The 15,545-nt window shown below is 72.6% G+C and carries 15 protein-coding genes; 8 read left to right on the forward strand and 7 right to left on the reverse strand.

What is annotated here, in order from left to right; translation table 11 throughout:
- Positions 1–426: 426 nt before the first annotated feature.
- The 3 genes from QSK21_RS20370 to QSK21_RS20380 all read right to left on the reverse strand — a co-directional run bounded on the left by QSK21_RS20370 (position 427) and on the right by QSK21_RS20380 (position 2,524).
- Positions 427–1,197, reverse strand: coding sequence for an SCO1664 family protein (locus tag QSK21_RS20370; RefSeq protein ID WP_285697980.1), 771 nt, complete (start codon positions 1,195–1,197; stop codon positions 427–429).
- Between the two features lie 66 nt (positions 1,198–1,263).
- The gene (locus QSK21_RS20375) at positions 1,264–1,812 is read right to left on the reverse strand and encodes a DUF3090 domain-containing protein (RefSeq protein ID WP_285697981.1); all 549 of its coding nucleotides are present in this window, start codon (positions 1,810–1,812) and stop codon (positions 1,264–1,266) included.
- Positions 1,813–1,822: 10 nt separating this feature from the next.
- Complete coding sequence (locus QSK21_RS20380) at positions 1,823–2,524, reverse strand: histidine phosphatase family protein (protein WP_285697982.1); 702 nt, start codon at positions 2,522–2,524, stop codon at positions 1,823–1,825.
- A gap of 86 nt (positions 2,525–2,610) precedes the next feature.
- On the opposite strand from QSK21_RS20380, the gene QSK21_RS20385 reads away from it, so the two are divergent.
- Positions 2,611–3,612 (forward strand): magnesium and cobalt transport protein CorA, encoded by a 1,002-nt coding sequence (locus QSK21_RS20385; protein WP_285697983.1) that lies wholly within the window; start codon positions 2,611–2,613, stop codon positions 3,610–3,612.
- Here the strand turns inward: QSK21_RS20385 and QSK21_RS20390 are convergent.
- A complete protein-coding gene (locus QSK21_RS20390) occupies positions 3,609–4,103 on the reverse strand; it encodes a hypothetical protein (protein ID WP_285697984.1) in 495 nt (164 codons plus the stop codon). The genes QSK21_RS20385 and QSK21_RS20390 overlap by 4 nt on opposite strands.
- A 145-nt stretch (positions 4,104–4,248) precedes the next feature.
- Here QSK21_RS20390 and QSK21_RS20395 point away from each other — a divergent pair, with 145 nt between their 5' ends.
- From QSK21_RS20395 to QSK21_RS20405, 3 genes are all read left to right on the forward strand, one after another.
- On the forward strand, positions 4,249–4,548 hold the full coding sequence (locus QSK21_RS20395; protein WP_285697988.1) for a helix-turn-helix domain-containing protein: 300 nt from the start codon (positions 4,249–4,251) through the stop codon (positions 4,546–4,548).
- Positions 4,549–4,800: 252 nt separating this feature from the next.
- Positions 4,801–5,754, forward strand: a complete 954-nt coding sequence (locus tag QSK21_RS20400) for an aldo/keto reductase (protein WP_285697989.1) — start codon at positions 4,801–4,803, stop codon at positions 5,752–5,754.
- 43 nt (positions 5,755–5,797) lie between these two features.
- Positions 5,798–7,561: a helix-hairpin-helix domain-containing protein gene (locus tag QSK21_RS20405; protein ID WP_285697991.1), complete on the forward strand. Its 1,764-nt coding sequence runs from the start codon at positions 5,798–5,800 to the stop codon at positions 7,559–7,561.
- 4 nt (positions 7,562–7,565) lie between these two features.
- Here the strand turns inward: QSK21_RS20405 and fabI are convergent, their stop codons facing one another.
- Positions 7,566–8,357: an enoyl-ACP reductase FabI gene (fabI, locus tag QSK21_RS20410; protein ID WP_285697992.1), complete on the reverse strand. Its 792-nt coding sequence runs from the start codon at positions 8,355–8,357 to the stop codon at positions 7,566–7,568.
- Positions 8,358–8,370: 13 nt separating this feature from the next.
- Entirely contained in the window at positions 8,371–9,075 is a 705-nt protein-coding gene (gene fabG, locus QSK21_RS20415; RefSeq protein ID WP_285697993.1) for a 3-oxoacyl-[acyl-carrier-protein] reductase, read from the reverse strand.
- Between the two features lie 204 nt (positions 9,076–9,279).
- Here fabG and QSK21_RS20420 point away from each other — a divergent pair, with 204 nt between their 5' ends.
- Together QSK21_RS20420 and QSK21_RS20425 are read left to right on the forward strand one after the other, a co-directional pair.
- On the forward strand, positions 9,280–10,779 hold the full coding sequence (locus tag QSK21_RS20420) for a TldD/PmbA family protein (protein WP_285697996.1): 1,500 nt from the start codon (positions 9,280–9,282) through the stop codon (positions 10,777–10,779).
- Between the two features lie 5 nt (positions 10,780–10,784).
- Positions 10,785–12,164, forward strand: coding sequence for a metallopeptidase TldD-related protein (locus QSK21_RS20425; protein ID WP_285698230.1), 1,380 nt, complete (start codon positions 10,785–10,787; stop codon positions 12,162–12,164).
- Between the two features lie 77 nt (positions 12,165–12,241).
- On the opposite strand, the gene QSK21_RS20430 is transcribed toward QSK21_RS20425, so the two are convergent.
- The gene (locus QSK21_RS20430) at positions 12,242–12,454 is read right to left on the reverse strand and encodes a dodecin (RefSeq protein ID WP_285697997.1); all 213 of its coding nucleotides are present in this window, start codon (positions 12,452–12,454) and stop codon (positions 12,242–12,244) included.
- A 48-nt stretch (positions 12,455–12,502) separates the two neighbouring features.
- Between QSK21_RS20430 and QSK21_RS20435 the strand changes: the two genes are divergently transcribed.
- A complete protein-coding gene (locus tag QSK21_RS20435; RefSeq protein ID WP_285697999.1) occupies positions 12,503–12,841 on the forward strand; it encodes a DUF3099 domain-containing protein in 339 nt (112 codons plus the stop codon).
- A gap of 545 nt (positions 12,842–13,386) precedes the next feature.
- Entirely contained in the window at positions 13,387–15,453 is a 2,067-nt protein-coding gene (locus QSK21_RS20440) for a VWA domain-containing protein (RefSeq protein WP_285698001.1), read from the forward strand.
- The last annotated feature ends 92 nt before the right edge of the window (positions 15,454–15,545 follow it).

Below are 15,545 nucleotides of genomic sequence, written 5' to 3' on the forward strand. Positions count from 1 at the left end.
TGGGCGCCGTTCGGGGCTGGGGTTGGGGGCTGGGGCTGTGTTTATTGCATGCGCGAGCGGCGCTCCTCGCCTTGACGGCTCGTCGCTTGTCGCGCCTGCGGCGATCGCTGCATCGCTCCGACTCGCCTAGAGGCTCGCTACGCGATCAGGTTCCTCGCAAGCTCGGAACCTGCCTTCGGACGCGATCGCAACGCTTGGGCGCCGTTCGGGGCTGGGGTTGGGGGCTGGGGCTGTGTTTATTGCATGCGCGAGCGGCGCTCCTCGCCTTGACGGCTCGTCGCTTGTCGCGCCTGCGGCGATCGCTGCATCGCTCCGACTCGCCCAGGGGCTCGCTACGCGATCAGGTTCCTCGCAAGCTCGGAACCTGCCTTCGGACGCGATCGCAACGCTTGGCCGTCGTTCGGGGCTGGGGTGGGTGCGGCTGTGTTACATGGGGGGCCAGGGGATGGCGGGCCAGTCTTCTGGGGGGAACGGGTGGATCTTGTGCTTGAGCATCAGCTCGACCCGGCGGACGGTGGCCTCGACCTCCTCGGCCGTCAGGAGGCGCAGCAGGGTCTCGCGCAGCGGACCGTTCCTCAGGGCCTTGTCGACGCGGCGGAGGGCCTCCACGGCCTCGGTGGTCAGGCGCTGGCCGCGCCACTGCCACAGGACGGTGCGCAGCTTGTACTCGGCGGAGAAGCAGACCCCGTGGTCGCAGCCGTACACGTGGCCGTCGCTCACGGGCAGCAGGTGCCCGATCTTGCGGTCGGCGTTGTTGACCACGGCGTCGAACACCGCCATGCGGCGGATCGCCTCGTCCTCGGAGCGTGACAGCGCGACCAGGTCGACCTCCGGGTCGGGTTCCACCCACAGCTGCACCATGCCGGGACCGTACGGGCCGTCGCGGTGCACCGTCGGTGGGACCACGCGCAGGCCCATCGTTTCCGAGACCGCGTACGCGGCGACCTCGCGCTCGGCCAGCGTGCCGTCGGGGAAGTCCCACAGCGGGCGCTCCCCCGCCACCGGCTTGTAGACGCACGCGGCGGTCAGGCCCTCCCACTCGATGGAGCAGTACAGCGTGGCGTTGGACGCCTGGACGAGCCGCCCCTCGACGGTGAGCCGCCCAAGGCTCAGCAGCCGCTCGGCGGTCTCGGTGTCTCGAGGGGAGACCACGGGCCCGTCGCCCGCGGGGGTGCGATCCCGGGAGGACTGCGTCATGCGTTCATTCTTCCGGCCGCCCCGTCCATGATCCAAGTCACTCCCGTTCCCCCTGGGTCCCTCGTCCTAGCCCAGATACCCGTTCTGGCGTGGACAGACATGCCCGGCCGCGTCCAAAGGCAACCCGCACAGCGGGCACGGCGGCCGGCCGGCCGCCACCACCTTCAGCGCGCGCTCGGCGAACGCGCGGGCCTGCGCCGCGGTGATGCGCACCCGCAGCACCGCGATGGCCGGGTCGTCCTCGCCGACCTCGGCGTCCTCCTCGCCCTCGGTGACCTCCTGGGCCTCGATCACGACCTGCTCGTCCTCGGGGTCCCAGGCCAGCGCCATCGTGCCGACGCGGAACTCCTCCTCCACCGGCTGCTCCAGCGGGCCGTCGTCGCGCAGCTCGGCGGGGGTCACGGCGGGTACGGGCGCGTCGCCGCCGCTGCGGCGCAGCACCTCGTCCAGCAGCTCCTCCAGGCGCTCCGCCAGCAACGTCACCTGGAACTTCTCCAGCCCCACGCTGGTGACCCTGCGGCCCGAACGGGCTTGCAGGTAGAAGGCACGATCCCCCGGCTGGCCCACCGCCCCGGCGACGAACCTTTCGGGAAGTTCATAGGAGATGACCGGCATGACAACGACCCTACGCGCCGCCGCCGATGGCCGCGTCCCCGTCGTCCCCGTCCTTCTCCTCGGGCGGGGGCGGCAGCAGGTCCTGGACGTTGCCGCCGATGTCGTTCAGGCGGGACAGGAACGGGCGCAGCTCCGTGTAGCGGATCACCGTCAGGGACGCGGGCGCCACCTGGATGCGCTGGAACTGGTCCAGGTGCAGGCCCATCGCGTCGGCCACGATGGCCTTGATGATGTCGCCGTGGCTGCACACCACGTAGGCGGCGTCCTTGCCGTGCTCGGCGGCGATCCTGGCGTTCCAGTCGCGGACGGCGGTGACGGCGCGGTGCGCGGCGTCGGCCAGGGCCTCGCCGTCGTCGCCGGGGAACCGCGCCGCGCTCGGATGGGCCTGGACGACCTTCCACAGCGGCTCCTCGGCCAGCTCCTTCAGCGGCCTGCCCGTCCAGTCGCCGTACCTGACCTCGCCGAACCGCTCGTCCAGCTCCACCTTCCCGGCCGTGCCCGGCCGTCCCGCCGCCACCGCCTCGGCGGTCCGCACGCAGCGGTCCAGGGGGCTGGACACCACCGCCGCCACCGGGACCGGCGCCAGCCGCGCGCCGAGATCGCGGACCTGGGCCCGGCCCCGCTCGTCCAGGTCCACGCCCGGCGTCCACCCGGCCAGCACCGGGCCCGTCATCGCGGTGAGGCCGTGCCGCACCAGCAGAAGCGTCGTCACGCCTGGCACTCTACGAGATGACCGGGACCACCCCACGATCGCGGGTATCGCTCTAAGCTCGGCATAATGCGCAAGAATGACGAACCGTGATCGTTGACAAGGCCATCTACTCGCGTGGGGTCCGGCACACCATCGAGGGTGACATCAGCGACGCGTTCGACGCCGCCCGCGCCGAGGCCGCCAGGACCGGCGCGGCCGAGGAGCCGGGCGGCTGCTTCGTGTGGATCGGGCTGCACGAACCCACCGCGGAGGAGTTCGGCCTCGTCCGCGACGAGCTGGGCCTGCACCCCCTGGCCGCCGAGGACGCCGTGTCCGCGCACCAGCGGCCCAAGCTCGAACGGTACGACGACACCCTGTTCTTCGTCCTGAAGACCCTGGTCTACAAGGACGGCACCTCCGACATCGAGGTCGGCGAGATCATGGTGTTCGTCGGCCGCGACTTCGTGGTGACCGTCCGGCACGGGGAGGGCAACCCGCTCGGGCCCGTCCGCAAGCGGCTGGAGAGCGATCCCGCGCTGCTCGACCACGGGCCCGCGGGTGTCCTGTACGCGGTGTGCGACGAGGTCGTCGACCACTACGGCGTGGTGTCGCACGAGGTCGAGGTCGACATCATCGAGCTGGAGCGGGCCGTGTTCCGGCCCGGCGGCCCCGACGTGACCGAGAGCATCTACTCCCTCAAGCGCGAGGTGCTGGAGTTCCGCAGCGCGCAGGACCCGCTGGTCCCGGTGCTGCAGGAGATCGTGCGCGGCCGGGTGCCCGAGTTCGCCGGCGCCCGCGAGTACTTCCGCGACATCCTGGACCACCTGTTGCGCGTGGACGGCCAGGTGGACGCGCACAACGAGCTGCTCAACAGCGTCCTGACCGCGCACCTGGCGCTGATGGGCAAGCAGCAGAACGAGGACATGCGCAAGATCTCCTCATGGGCCGCCATCATCGCCGTCCCCACGGCCCTGGCCGGGATCTACGGCATGAACTTCCAGCACATGCCCGAGCTGCGATGGCGCTACGGATACGGGCTGGTCGTCGTGGTGATGGTGACGCTGTGCGTGTTCATCTACCGGCGCCTGCACAAGAACCACTGGCTCTAGCCCGGTGACGCCGTCCCGCCTCCCGCGAGCCGTTCGAGCTCTTCCAGGCGCCTGACCATCTGCTGCATCCGCGCGCCGACCCGCTCGAAGTCCTCGGTGATCTCCAGCAGGTCGGCGCGGACCTCGGCGATGTCCCAGGCCGGCCGGGGCGGGTCCCCGGTTGCGGCAGCGGTCGCGCGGTGGGGCGGCTTCCCGCGGTACTCCCGCAGAAGCGCCGCGGCGTCCGGACGACCGGCCTCCTCCAGCTCGCCGGGGCCGATCTCCAGGTTCCAGGCGATCCAGGCCAGGGCGTCGGCGCGGGCGCGCACGGCGATATGGCGGCCCGCGCGCGGTGTCGTGTAGCCGTTGATGACCTGCCGCAGGTGCGATTCGCTGCGATCGATGATCTCGGCGGCCTTGCGGCGGGTGAGCCCCGCTTCCCTGAGGGTCTGTTCGATCAGCTTGCCCTCGGGTCGTTGCGGTGGCCGCTCGTCCATGGGCTCGTCGTCCATGCGCAACAGCTTCGCATGACTGCGCAACACTTCGTTGCCTTTCCGCAGACCGGCCGCGCTTTTCGCGCGACAATTCGCGAAGTGCTGCGCAGTGCAATTTCTTTTCTTCTTGCACTTCGCTACACTGCGCGTTAACGTCCTGGTCATGCCACCGCGCAGACCTCCCCGGCGGCTCAATCACGAGCCCGCGGCGATCAGATACGCACGCAAACAGGCGGGGCTGACCCAGGCCCAGGTCGCCCGGCAGTGCGGGGTCGCCTTCAGCCTGATCAGTGAAATCGAGAAGGGCACCCGCAACGCGACCGACGCGATGCTCAACAAGCTCGCCGCCGTCCTCAACTGCCCTCGCGTGGTCCTGGAGGCCAAGCACGACGACTCCCCCAGGCCGCGGCGGAATGACGGCGGCGGGTCGTTACCGCACGATCACAGTGTCGTGCGTCTATGACGCCGAACTCGTCGCCAGGATCGCCTTAGGCGCCATTTCCCGCTGACACGGTATCAGCGGGAAATTCTTGGGTTCTGGCCTGTTTGGCGGGTGGTGCCGGAAAAGTACAGGCAATGGCATTACTCCGGGAATTACGCCGCGCCTTCCCGCCCTTGACGGCTCCCGGGAGGGCGGGGGCGCACCGCCGCCGGACGTGACCCGAGGCGACCTCACCTGACCGGTCCGGCGGTACGTCCCGCTACTGTTCCGCCCATGGAAGAGCGTCACCTCGGGCGGAGCGGCCTGTCGGTCTCCCGGCTGGGGCTGGGCACGATGACCTGGGGGCAGGACACCGACCCCGATGAGGCGGCCGCGCAGCTACGGGCGTTCGTGGACGCCGGGGGCACCCTCGTGGACACCGCCGACGTCTACGCCGACGGCCGCAGCGAGCGCATCCTCGGCCATCTCCTGCACGAGGTGGCCGACCGGGACGGACTGGTGATCGCCACCAAGGCCGCGATCCGGTCCAACGGCCGCTACGACGCCTCCCGGAGACACCTGCTCGCCGCCCTGGACGACTCCCTGGAGCGCCTGGGCCTGGAGTACGTGGACCTGTGGCAGTTGCACGCCTACGACCCGTCCACGCCCCTTGAGGAGACGCTCTCGGCGCTGGACGAGGCGGTCGCCTCGGGCCGGACCCGCTATGTCGGCGTGTCCAACTACGCCGGCTGGCAGATCGCCAAGGCCGGCGCGTGGCAGCGGGCCTGGCCGGGACGGGAGCCGATCATCTCCGCGCAGCTCGAGTACTCGCTGCTGAGCCGCGACGTCGAGCGGGAGGCGGCGCCCGCCGCGCAGGACGCCGGCATCGGCCTGCTCGCCTCGTCCCCGCTGGGCCGCGGGGTGCTGACCGGCAAGTACCGCGGCGGCATCCCGGCCGGGTCGCGCGCCGCCGCGCCGCACTTCGCCGACTTCGTCCAGCCGTACCTGGACGAGGAGTGCGCGCGGATCGTGGAGTCCGTGGTGACCGCCGCCGAGGGATTGGGCGTGACCCCGCTGAGCGTGGCGCTGGCCTGGGTGCGCGACAGGCCCGGCGTCACGGCGCCGATCGTCGGGGCCCGCACGGCCGCGCAGCTCGGGCAGGCGCTGCTCAGCGAGGACCTCACCCTGCCGCAGGAAATCCGCGCCGCGCTGGACGACGTGTCCGACATGACCTCCGGGTCGGCGTGACGCGGGGGGCGTCCCCCGCCTCATCGGCTACGATCCGGAGCCCGTGACCGATACTCGTCCCAAGGCCCCGCCGGGAGATCTCGCCGCGCTGTTCGCCGAGACGGGCGTCCCGCCGTCCATGGTGACCAGGGCGCTGGCCCGGCTCGGACCGGACGCGGGCGCCCGGCTGCGCGAGGATCCGTGGCGGCTGCTGCGCGTCCCCGGCGTGGGGCCGAGGCAGGCCGACCACTTCGCCCGCGAGGTGCTGGGTGAGCGGGCGCGCCCGGACGACCGCCGCCGCGGCCGGTCCCTGGTGGGCTACCTGCTGGACGAGGCGGCCCGGCAGGGTCACACCGTCACCCCGCCCGCCGAGGTGCTGACCGCGCTGGAGCGGCTGCGCGTCCCCGATGCGCGCCGGGCGGTCGAGGACGCGCTCGACACCGCCGAGGTCATCGCGCTCACCGAGGAGCCCGACTTCGACGAGGCCGCGCTCGAGGACGGCGACCTGCCCGAGCCCGAGGAGACGCTGGGCCTGGCGCGCTGGGCGATGGCCGAGGAGGCCGCTGCCGAGGGCCTGGCCCGGCTGACGGCCACCGCCGGGCCGCTGCTGGACGACGCCACGATCAGAACGCTGCGGTCCGGGCTGCCGGAGGACCGCTCGCTGGCCCTGACCGCCGCGCTCCGCACCGGGGTGACCGTCCTGCGGGGCGCGGCGGACGACCTGGAGGACGCGGCCCGCGCGATCGCCGGGGCCGCCGCGGCCCACGGTGTCCGCGCGGCCGTCGCGGCGCCGACCGACCGCGCGGCGGCCCGGCTGCGGGGCGCGGGCGCCGCATACCCGATCGGCAGCCTGCACGCGCTGCTGGAGCCCCGGCCGGACGCCGAGCCCGCCCCCGGGGCGCCTCCGGGCACCGTCGTGTACGGACGCGGCGAGCAGCGTCCCCTCGACTTGGACCTGGTGATCGTCACCGACGCGGCGGGCCTGGACGTCGAGCCGGCCGCCGTCCTCGTCGAAGCCTGCCCGGACGGCGCGCACCTGGTGCTGTGCGGGGAGCCCGGCGCGCTGCCGCCCGCCGGTCCAGGCCGCGTCCTGGACGACCTGGAGGCGTCCGAGACCGTCCCGATGATCGCTCTGGAGCCGTCCGGGCGGGGTCCCCTGGCGGCGCTCACCGCGGCCGTGCGGGGCGGGGAGCTGGTGGCGGTCGAGGCGCCCGGCAAGGAGGTCGTGATCGTCCCGGCGGCGAGCCCCGGCGAGGCCGTGCACCGGACCGTGCAGCTGGTCACCGACTCGATCCCGCGCGCCCTGGGGATCCCGGTGGACGACGTGCGGGTCGTGGTGCCGTCGGCGGCGGGCGAGGCGGGGGCGGCGGCGCTCAACACCGCGCTGAAGGAACACCTCAATCCCGGTCCGGGCCGGTTCGGCGGCTTCGACCCCGGCGACCGGGTCCTGGTCGCCGCCCCGCTCCCCCAGGCCGCGGTGGGCGAGAACGGCACCGTCACCGGTGCCGACGCCACCGGTCTGCACGTGCGGTTCGCCGGAGGGGACGCCGTGATCCCGCCCGCTCTCACCGCGCGCCTGCGTCCCGGCTGGGCGGTCACGGCCGCGCTGGGACGCGGAACGCGCAGCAGGGCCGTCGTCGCCGTACTGCCGCCCGACGGGCCCGACGATACCGCCGCCTTGTCACGACCCCTGGTCGCGACCGCCTTCGGGCTCGCTCTGGAACACCTGTCGGTCGTTCAAGGGGCGGGTCCGGCGCTGGCGAGGGCCGTCCGCGAACGCCAGGCGCCCCCACGGCGGACCCGGCTGGCCCGCCTGGTGGTCCAGTAACGGCTCAGGTGGTGCTGGGAGCGCCTATGGCGTGCAGGCCGCCGTCCACGTGGACGATCTCGCCCGTGGTGGCGGGGAACCAGTCGGACAGGAGGGCGACACAGGCGCGCGCGGTGGGCTCGCTGTCCTTGATGTCCCATCCGAGCGGGGCGGCCTGCGGCCACATCTCGGTCATGCCCTCGAAGCCGGGGATGCTCTTGGCCGCCATGGTCGCCAGCGGGCCGGCGGAGACCAGGTTGACGCGGATGCCCTGCGGGCCCAGGTACTTGGCCAGGTAGCGGGAGCACGACTCCAGACCGGCCTTGGCCACGCCCATCCAGTCGTAGACCGGCCAGGCCACGGACGCGTCGAAGTCGAGGCCGACCACCGAGCCGCCGCCCTTCATGAGCGGCAGGCAGGCCATGGTGAGGGACTTCAGCGAGTACGCCGAGGCGTGCACGGCGGTCGCCACGTCCTCCCACGGGGTCTCCAGGAAGGTCCCGCCCAGCGCGGTCTGCGGCGCGAAGGCGATCGCGTGCATCACCCCGTCGAGGCTGTCGAACCCGACCTCGCGCAGGGCGTCGGCCAGGCCGTCCAGCTGCTCGGTGCTGGTCACGTCCAGCGGCAGCACCGGAGGCGGGTCGTCCGGGCCGGACGGCAGGCGCTTGGCGGTGCGGGCGGTCAGCGTCGGCCGCGGGTAGGCGGTCAGGACGACCTCGGCGCCCTCCTGCTGCGCGACCCGCGCGACGTGGAAGCCGATCGAGGCGTCGGTCAGGACGCCGGTGACCAGGATCCGCTTGCCTTCCAGGATTCCCATCGCCACGTACCCCTCAGTGCCCCATGCCCAGTCCGCCGTCCACCGGGATCACGGCCCCGGTGATGTAGGCGGCGTCCTCGCTCGCCAGGAACCGCACGGCCTTGGCGACCTCCTCGGGACGCGCCACCCGGCCCAGCGGGATCTGCTTCCGGATCGCGGCCTGCTGGTCCTCGGTGAGCACCCGAGTCATCTCGGTGTCCACGAACCCGGGCGCCACCACGTTCACGGTGATGTTGCGGGAGGCCAGCTCGCGGGCCAGCGACCGGGCGAAGCCGACCATGCCCGCCTTCGACGCGGCGTAGTTGGACTGGCCGGGCGAGCCGAGCAGCCCCACCACCGACGACACCAGGACGATCCGGCCGGTGCGCTTGCGCATCATGCCCTTCACGGCGCGCTTGGCGACGCGGAACGACCCGGTGAGGTTGGTGTCGAGGACGGAGGTGAACTCCTCCTCCTTCATGAGGGCCAGCAGCGTGTCCTTGGTGATGCCGGCGTTGGCCACCACCACCTCCACCGGGCCCTGCTCGGCCTCGATCTTGCCGAACGCGGCGTCCACGTCCTCGGCGCTGGTCACGTCGCAGCGGACGCCGAACAGGCCCTCGGGCGGCTCCCCCGAACGGTAGGTGACCGCGACCGCGTCGCCCGCCTCCGCGAGCTCGCGGGCGATGGCGAGGCCGATGCCCCGGTTACCGCCGGTCACCAGGACTGAGCGACTCATCGTCGTACCCCTCGTCGTGCCGTTCCGCTGTGACTGACCGCGGGGACGTGCTGCCCGGGCCCCGCAACTGACGAGGAGCGTAACGGCCTACGCGGGGGTAACCAGATGTGCCGTTCCGACAAGATCCGCCGACCGGGCTTTGTTTCCCCGGGCACGCCCACCTGAGGCCACCTGAGGGAGGCGCCGCGGGGTAGGTTGCGAAGGGTGCATGACATCGATCCCGCATTCACCGCGCTGCCGCTGCGCGCGCTCGCCGACGCGGCCCTGAGCAGGGCCAGGGAGCTGGGCGCCGAGCACGCCGACTTCCGGCTGGAACGGATCCGCAGCCAGACGCTGCGGCTGCACGACGCCGCGCTGGAGACGGCGCTGGACGCCGACGACGTGGGCCTGTCGGTCCGCGTCGTGAAGAACGGCACCTGGGGGTTCGCCGCCGGAATCGACCTGACGCCGGACGGTGCCGCGCGTGTCGCCGCGCAGGCCGTCGAGGTCGCCGCGGTCGCCGCCGCGGTCAACCGCGAGCCGATCGAGCTGGCGCCCGAGCCGATGCACGGCGAGCGCGTCTGGGTCTCCGAGTACGAGGTCGACCCGTTCACCGTGCCGACCGCCGAGAAGGTCGCCCTGCTCGCCGAGCGCAGCCGGCTGCTGCTGGACGACGACCGCGTCGACCACGCCGACGCCACGCTGCTCCAGGTCAAGGAGAACAAGTTCTTCGCCGACCTGGCCGGGACGGTCACCACGCAGCAGCGGGTGCGCCTGCACTCGGTGCTGAACTCGGTCGCGATCGGCGAGAACGGCTTCGAGACGATGCGCACCCTCGCGCCGCCCGTCGGCCGCGGCTGGGAGTGGCTGACCGGCTCCCACTGGGACTGGGAGGGCGAGCTGGCCCGCGTCCCCGAGCTGCTGGCCGAGAAGCTGGCCGCGCCGTCGGTGGAGCCCGGGTCCTACGACGTGGTCATCGACCCGTCCAACCTGTGGCTGACCATCCACGAGTCGATCGGGCACGCCACCGAGCTGGACCGCGCCCTGGGGTACGAGGCGGCGTACGCGGGCACCTCGTTCGCCACGCCCGACAAGCTGGGCACGCTCCAGTACGGCTCGAAGGCCATGAACGTCATCGGCGACCGCACCGCGGAGCACGGCCTGGCGACCATCGGCTTCGACGACGAGGGCGTGCAGACCCAGGCGTTCGAGATCATCAGCGCCGGGATGTTCACCGGCTACCAGCTCGACCGCCGGATCGCCCGGCTCACCGGCGCCGACCGCTCCAACGGGTGCGCGTTCGCCGACTCGGCGTCCAGCATGCCGCTGCAGCGGATGGCGAACGTGTCGCTGCAGCCGCTGCCCGGCGGCCCGTCCACCGACGAGCTGATCTCCGGGGTGGACCGCGGGATCTACATCGTCGGCGACAAGAGCTGGTCGATCGACATGCAGCGGTACAACTTCCAGTTCACCGGCCAGCGCTTCTACCGGATCGAGAACGGCCGGCTGGCCGGGCAGCTGCGGGACGTGGCCTACCAGGCCACCACCACCGACTTCTGGAACTCGATGGAGGCGGTGGGCGGCCCGCAGACCTACGTGCTGGGCGGCGCGTTCAACTGCGGCAAGGGCCAGCCGGGGCAGGTCGCCCCGGTCAGCCACGGCTGCCCGTCCGCGCTGTTCCGCGGCGTCAACATCCTCAACGCGCTGAAGGAGGCCGGCCAGTGAGCGTGCTGCGCCCGCAGGAGGCCGTCGAGCGGGTGCTGGAGCTGTCCCGCGCCGACGACTGCATCGTGATCGCCGACGAGTCCAGCACCGCCAACCTGCGCTGGGCCGGCAACACGCTGACCACCAACGGGGTGACCCGGTCCAACCGGCTCACCGTGATCGCGCTGCGCGGCAAGGGGGACCGGGTCGCGGCCGGGGTGGTGTCGCGCACCGCCGTGGGCGCGGACGACCTGGAGGACCTGGTGCGCGCGGCCGAGGCGGACGCGGCGGGCAACGAGCCGGCCGAGGACGCCGCGCCGCTGCTCGGCGATCCGGTGCCGGGCGCGGGCGCGTGGGACGACCCGCCCGCCGAGACCGGGATCGGGGTCTACGAGGGGTTCGCGCCCGCGCTGGGCGCGGCGTTCGAGGAGGCCGAGGCGGGCGGGCGGAAGCTGTACGGGTTCGCCAACCACGTGCTGACCTCGACCTTCCTGGGGTCGTCGGCGGGGCTGCGGTTGCGGCACGACCAGCCGACCGGGCTACTGGAGCTGAACGCCAAGGGCGCGGGCGGCTCGACGTGGGCGGGCGTGGGCACGCGCGACTTCACCGACGTGGACGTCCCGGGCCTGGCCGCGGGGCTGGCGCGGAGGCTGGAGTGGGGCGAGCGCCGCGTCGAGCTGCCCGCAGGCCGGTACGAGACGATCCTGCCGCCCAGCGCGGTCGCCGACCTGATGATCTACCTGTACTGGTCGGCGGGCGCGCAGGACGCCCACGACGGGCGGACGGTGTTCAGCGCGCCGGGCGGCGGCACCCGGGTCGGTGAGCGGCTGACCGAGGTGCCGCTCACGCTGTCCAGCGACCCCCGCGCGCCGGGGCTGGAGGCCAGCCCGTTCGTGATCGCGCACGCCTCCGGCCGGGAGACGTCGGTGTTCGACAACGGGCTGGGGCTGGCCGCCACCGAGTGGATCTCCGGCGGGACGCTCAACGCGCTCATCCAGACACGGCGGTCGGCGGAACGCACCGAACTGTCCCTCACCCCCGCGATCGACAACCTGACGATGACGGGGCCGGACGCGTCCGCGTCCCTGGACGACATGGTGGCGCGCACGGAGCGGGGACTGCTGCTGACCTGCCTGTGGTACATCCGGGAGGTCGACCCGCAGCGGCTGCTGCTGACCGGCCTCACCCGCGACGGCGTCTACCTCGTGGAGGGCGGGGAGGTGGTCGGCGCGGTGAACAACTTCCGGTTCAACGAGAGCCCGGTGGACCTGCTCGGCCGCGTCACCGAGGCGGGCGCGACCGTGCCGACCCTGCCCCGCGAGTGGTCGGACTACTTCACCCGCGCCGCGATGCCCGCGCTGAGGGTCGCCGACTACAACATGTCGACGGTCTCGCAGGCGTCCTGAGACCGCCGCGGAGAGGCCCCGGCCCCGTCCCGCCGTGAGAGGGAGGGGCCGGTGGCCTCGCGCGTCCCTCAGGGCGTTCAGGCGTCCTCAAGACGGAAGCCGACCTTCAGGCCGACCTGGTAGTGCGCCACCTCCCCGTCCACGATCTGGCCGCGCACCTCGGTCACCTCGAACCAGTCCAGATGGCGCAGCGTCCGCCCGGCGCGCCTGATCCCGTTGCGCACGGCCTCGTCGACGGAGACCGGCGAGGTGCCGACGATCTCGGTCACCCGGTAGGTGCGGTCGGTCATGGCCCCTCCCATGTCGCATGCCTATGCCCCAGGGCATACCGTGGAACCGTGAAGCTCATTCCCCGCCGTGGCCCAGAGGTCTACACCGTGACCAACGCGCCGAAGCCGATGTCGGAGGACATCCGCTACCGGCAGCGAAGGTATCTGATCTCGATGGGGGTGCGCACCGGCTGTTTCATCGCCGCGGTGATCACCGCGGCGGCCGGCGCCCCGGTGTGGGTGGCGGGCGTGCTGATTGTGGGGGCGGTGTTCCTGCCGTACATCAGTGTGATCTACGCCAACGGCGGCCGGGAGCCGCAGCCGATGCCCCGGTTCGGCGAGCCTGATGGCGTCGGCGGCCCGCACCACAAGGGTATTTCCGGTCGGCGTCCGGAAATCGGGTCGTGACTTTCTCTTGACTAAGGGCGGGGGGGTTCGGTGTACGATTTGTACCGGCGCTCTGGTCCCCCGTCGGAGCGCCCGTGCCGGTGTTCCGGGCCCCCGTCGGAACACCGATGACGCGACGCCGGGTGGATTGCCCCCGTATCCACCCGGCGTCGCTTTTTCTTTGCGCGCGGAACGCCCGGCCGGGCCGCACCTCCTCGCTTAGCGCCTGATCACAGGATGGCAAGGCCCAACGCTGGCCTTGTCCGGCCACGGCCCGAAACCGCACCGGCTCCGACCCCGGATCCGCATCGTGTGAGTCCCATCGGAGAATCCCGTCGATCCTGGCGGGCGCCGTCTGCGTATCTCCGGATGGGATCGCGTCGCTCTTGCGGCCGACGCGAACGAACGTGGCGCGACCCGCGCCTCCTGCCGCATACCGCTTGACGAGCGCCCGGGAAGGGGTGACCATCACTAGCCCCAGGTCGAGACATATCTAGTTTCTGTCTCATGATCCGCCCCATCGGCCCCGCGAAGGTGGCAGTCGTGATGATCACGGGTAACCGGCCATGAACGGCCACGACGACGTCCCCGAGTGGCTTCCGGATCCCCCGCGGGGACAGGATCCTCCGCCCGAGCCGAGGCCGCCGCACGGCTACGGCGGCTTCATGGGCGCCTCCGACGCCGGAGGCGCCGTCCCCCGGTTCCGGCCACCCGTGAATCCGCCCGGGAACCTGCCCGGAAACCCGTCCGAAGGCGGCGGGCCACCGCGGCCGCCGCTCGGCGAGGCGGGACCGTTCGGCCCGCGCCTGGCCTCGCCGACCGTCCCGTCGAGACCGGGCGCCACCGGTCCCGGACGGCACGTCGCCCCGGGCCGCTCCCTTCCGCGCGGCACCGCGTTCTGGGGTCCGATGGCCGGCGCCGCCGTCCTGACCCTCCTGGCGGGCCTGGGCGTGTACGCGCTGGCCTCCGGAGGGCCCTGTACGGGGGCGGACGCGCTCCCGCTGAACCTGACGGCGGCACCCGAGATCGCACCGGCCGTCACCGAGGCCGCCGGGCGCTTCAACGACGACCGGCACGAGGTCGGGGATCGCTGCGTCCGCGTCAGCGTGCGCGCCGCCGACCCGGTGGCGGTGTCCACCCTGCTGTCGGGACGGGGCGTGGCCGGGGTCACCGAAAAGCCGGACGTGTGGATCCCCGACTCCTCGCTGTGGACCGTTCTCGCACGGGCGCCGTCCACCGCGTCCGGCGGCCGGCAGGGCACCGACACGATCACCACCCTGCGGTCGATCGCGTCCACCCCGGTCGTGGTGGCCACGCCCGCCGGGGTCGCGCGGCGGCTCCAGGGCCGGGGCGGCGCCCGGCCGTCCTGGCAGGGCCTTCTCGTGGCGGCCGGAGCCGGCGCGGGCACGGGCTCGGGAAGGGGGGCCGCGATCCCTCCCGGCTCGGTGAAGCTGAGGGTCCCCGACCCCAACCGCACCGCGACCGGGATGGCCACGCTGATGCTGGCCAACACCCTGCTGGGACGGCAGGACGAGGGCAGCGCGCAGTTCACCGGCGCCGTGCGGACGCTGCGGGAGGCCGTGACCCCCTCGGTACAGGCGGAGTTCGCCTCGTTCCGGCAGGACCGCCAGGGCCGCCACCCGATCGCGCTGGCGCCGGAGCAGGCGGTGTACGCCTACAACGGCGGCGAGCCGGCGGAGCAGGCCGTCGCGGTGTACCCGTCCGAGGGCACACTCGCGATGGACTACCGGATCACCGTGGTCGGGCGCGCCGGGGACCGGGACGCCGCCGCCAAGGCCCGCGCCGCGCGCCTGCTGGAGCAGGAGCTGACCGGCGACGACACCCGCGACGACCTCTTGGAGCGCGGATTCCGGGCGCCCTCGGGCGCCGCGCCCGAGTCGTTCGGCGACCGCGCCGGGCTGGACCCGCGCCCGCCCCGGCTGCTGAGTCCGCCTTCCCCGGCGGACGTGCAACGGATCATGCAGTCCTGGGCGCGGCTGTCGCTGGGCATCCGGATGCTCAGCGTGATCGACATCTCCGGCTCGATGAACGAGGAGGTGGAGCCGGGCGTCACCCGGTTGCAGTCCACGGTGCGGACCGCCCAGGCCGGGCTGTCGCTGCTGCCCGACGACAGCGAGCTGGGCCAGTGGGTGTTCTCCACCGAGCTGGTCGGCGAACAGGACTGGCGGGAGCTGGTCAGCGTGGGACCGCTGGGCGAGCGGCTGGGCTCCTCGACCCGGCGCCAGCTGATGCTGTCGGCCTTCAGCCAGATCCGGGCCAAACGCAACGGCGGCACGGGCCTGTACGACACGACCCTTGCGGCGTTCGACTACATGCGACGGACCTACAAGCCCGAGTTCGTGCACACGGTGCTGCTGTGGACCGACGGCCGCAACCAGGACCGGGAGGGGGCGTCCTTACAGGAGACCTTGGACGCGCTGCGCCGCTCCTACGATCCCGCGCGACCCGTCCAGGTGTTCATGTTCGGCTATGGCAAGGACGTGGACGTCGACGAGCTCCGCCGGATCACCCAGGCGACCCGCGGCGACGTGGTGGTGGCCCAGACCCCGGGGGAGGTGCGCAAGCTGTTCCTTGAGGCCGTCTCGCGCCGCGTCTGCGCCCCGTCCTGCTAGACGCCCGCTACCAGAGGCACGGCGCTCGTTCCCGCCGCCCTCGAAGCGCACCCCCGCGTTCCGGACGTTCCCGGGTTGATTCTAGAATTGCG

The organism is Actinomadura sp. NBRC 104412 (assembly GCF_030269515.1).
Classification (GTDB): domain Bacteria; phylum Actinomycetota; class Actinomycetes; order Streptosporangiales; family Streptosporangiaceae; genus Spirillospora.

Coding starts and splice junctions, on each gene's coding strand:
- QSK21_RS20440 (WP_285698001.1), top strand. CDS start 13,387: ATGAACGGCCACGACGACGTCCCCGAGTGGCTTCCGGATCCCCCGCGG.
- fabI (WP_285697992.1), bottom strand. CDS start 8,357: ATGGGAATCCTGGAAGGCAAGCGGATCCTGGTCACCGGCGTCCTGACC.
- QSK21_RS20430 (WP_285697997.1), bottom strand. CDS start 12,454: ATGACCGACCGCACCTACCGGGTGACCGAGATCGTCGGCACCTCGCCG.
- QSK21_RS20370 (WP_285697980.1), bottom strand. CDS start 1,197: ATGACGCAGTCCTCCCGGGATCGCACCCCCGCGGGCGACGGGCCCGTG.
- QSK21_RS20390 (WP_285697984.1), bottom strand. CDS start 4,103: ATGGACGACGAGCCCATGGACGAGCGGCCACCGCAACGACCCGAGGGC.
- fabG (WP_285697993.1), bottom strand. CDS start 9,075: ATGAGTCGCTCAGTCCTGGTGACCGGCGGTAACCGGGGCATCGGCCTC.
- QSK21_RS20395 (WP_285697988.1), top strand. CDS start 4,249: ATGCCACCGCGCAGACCTCCCCGGCGGCTCAATCACGAGCCCGCGGCG.
- QSK21_RS20400 (WP_285697989.1), top strand. CDS start 4,801: ATGGAAGAGCGTCACCTCGGGCGGAGCGGCCTGTCGGTCTCCCGGCTG.
- QSK21_RS20375 (WP_285697981.1), bottom strand. CDS start 1,812: ATGCCGGTCATCTCCTATGAACTTCCCGAAAGGTTCGTCGCCGGGGCG.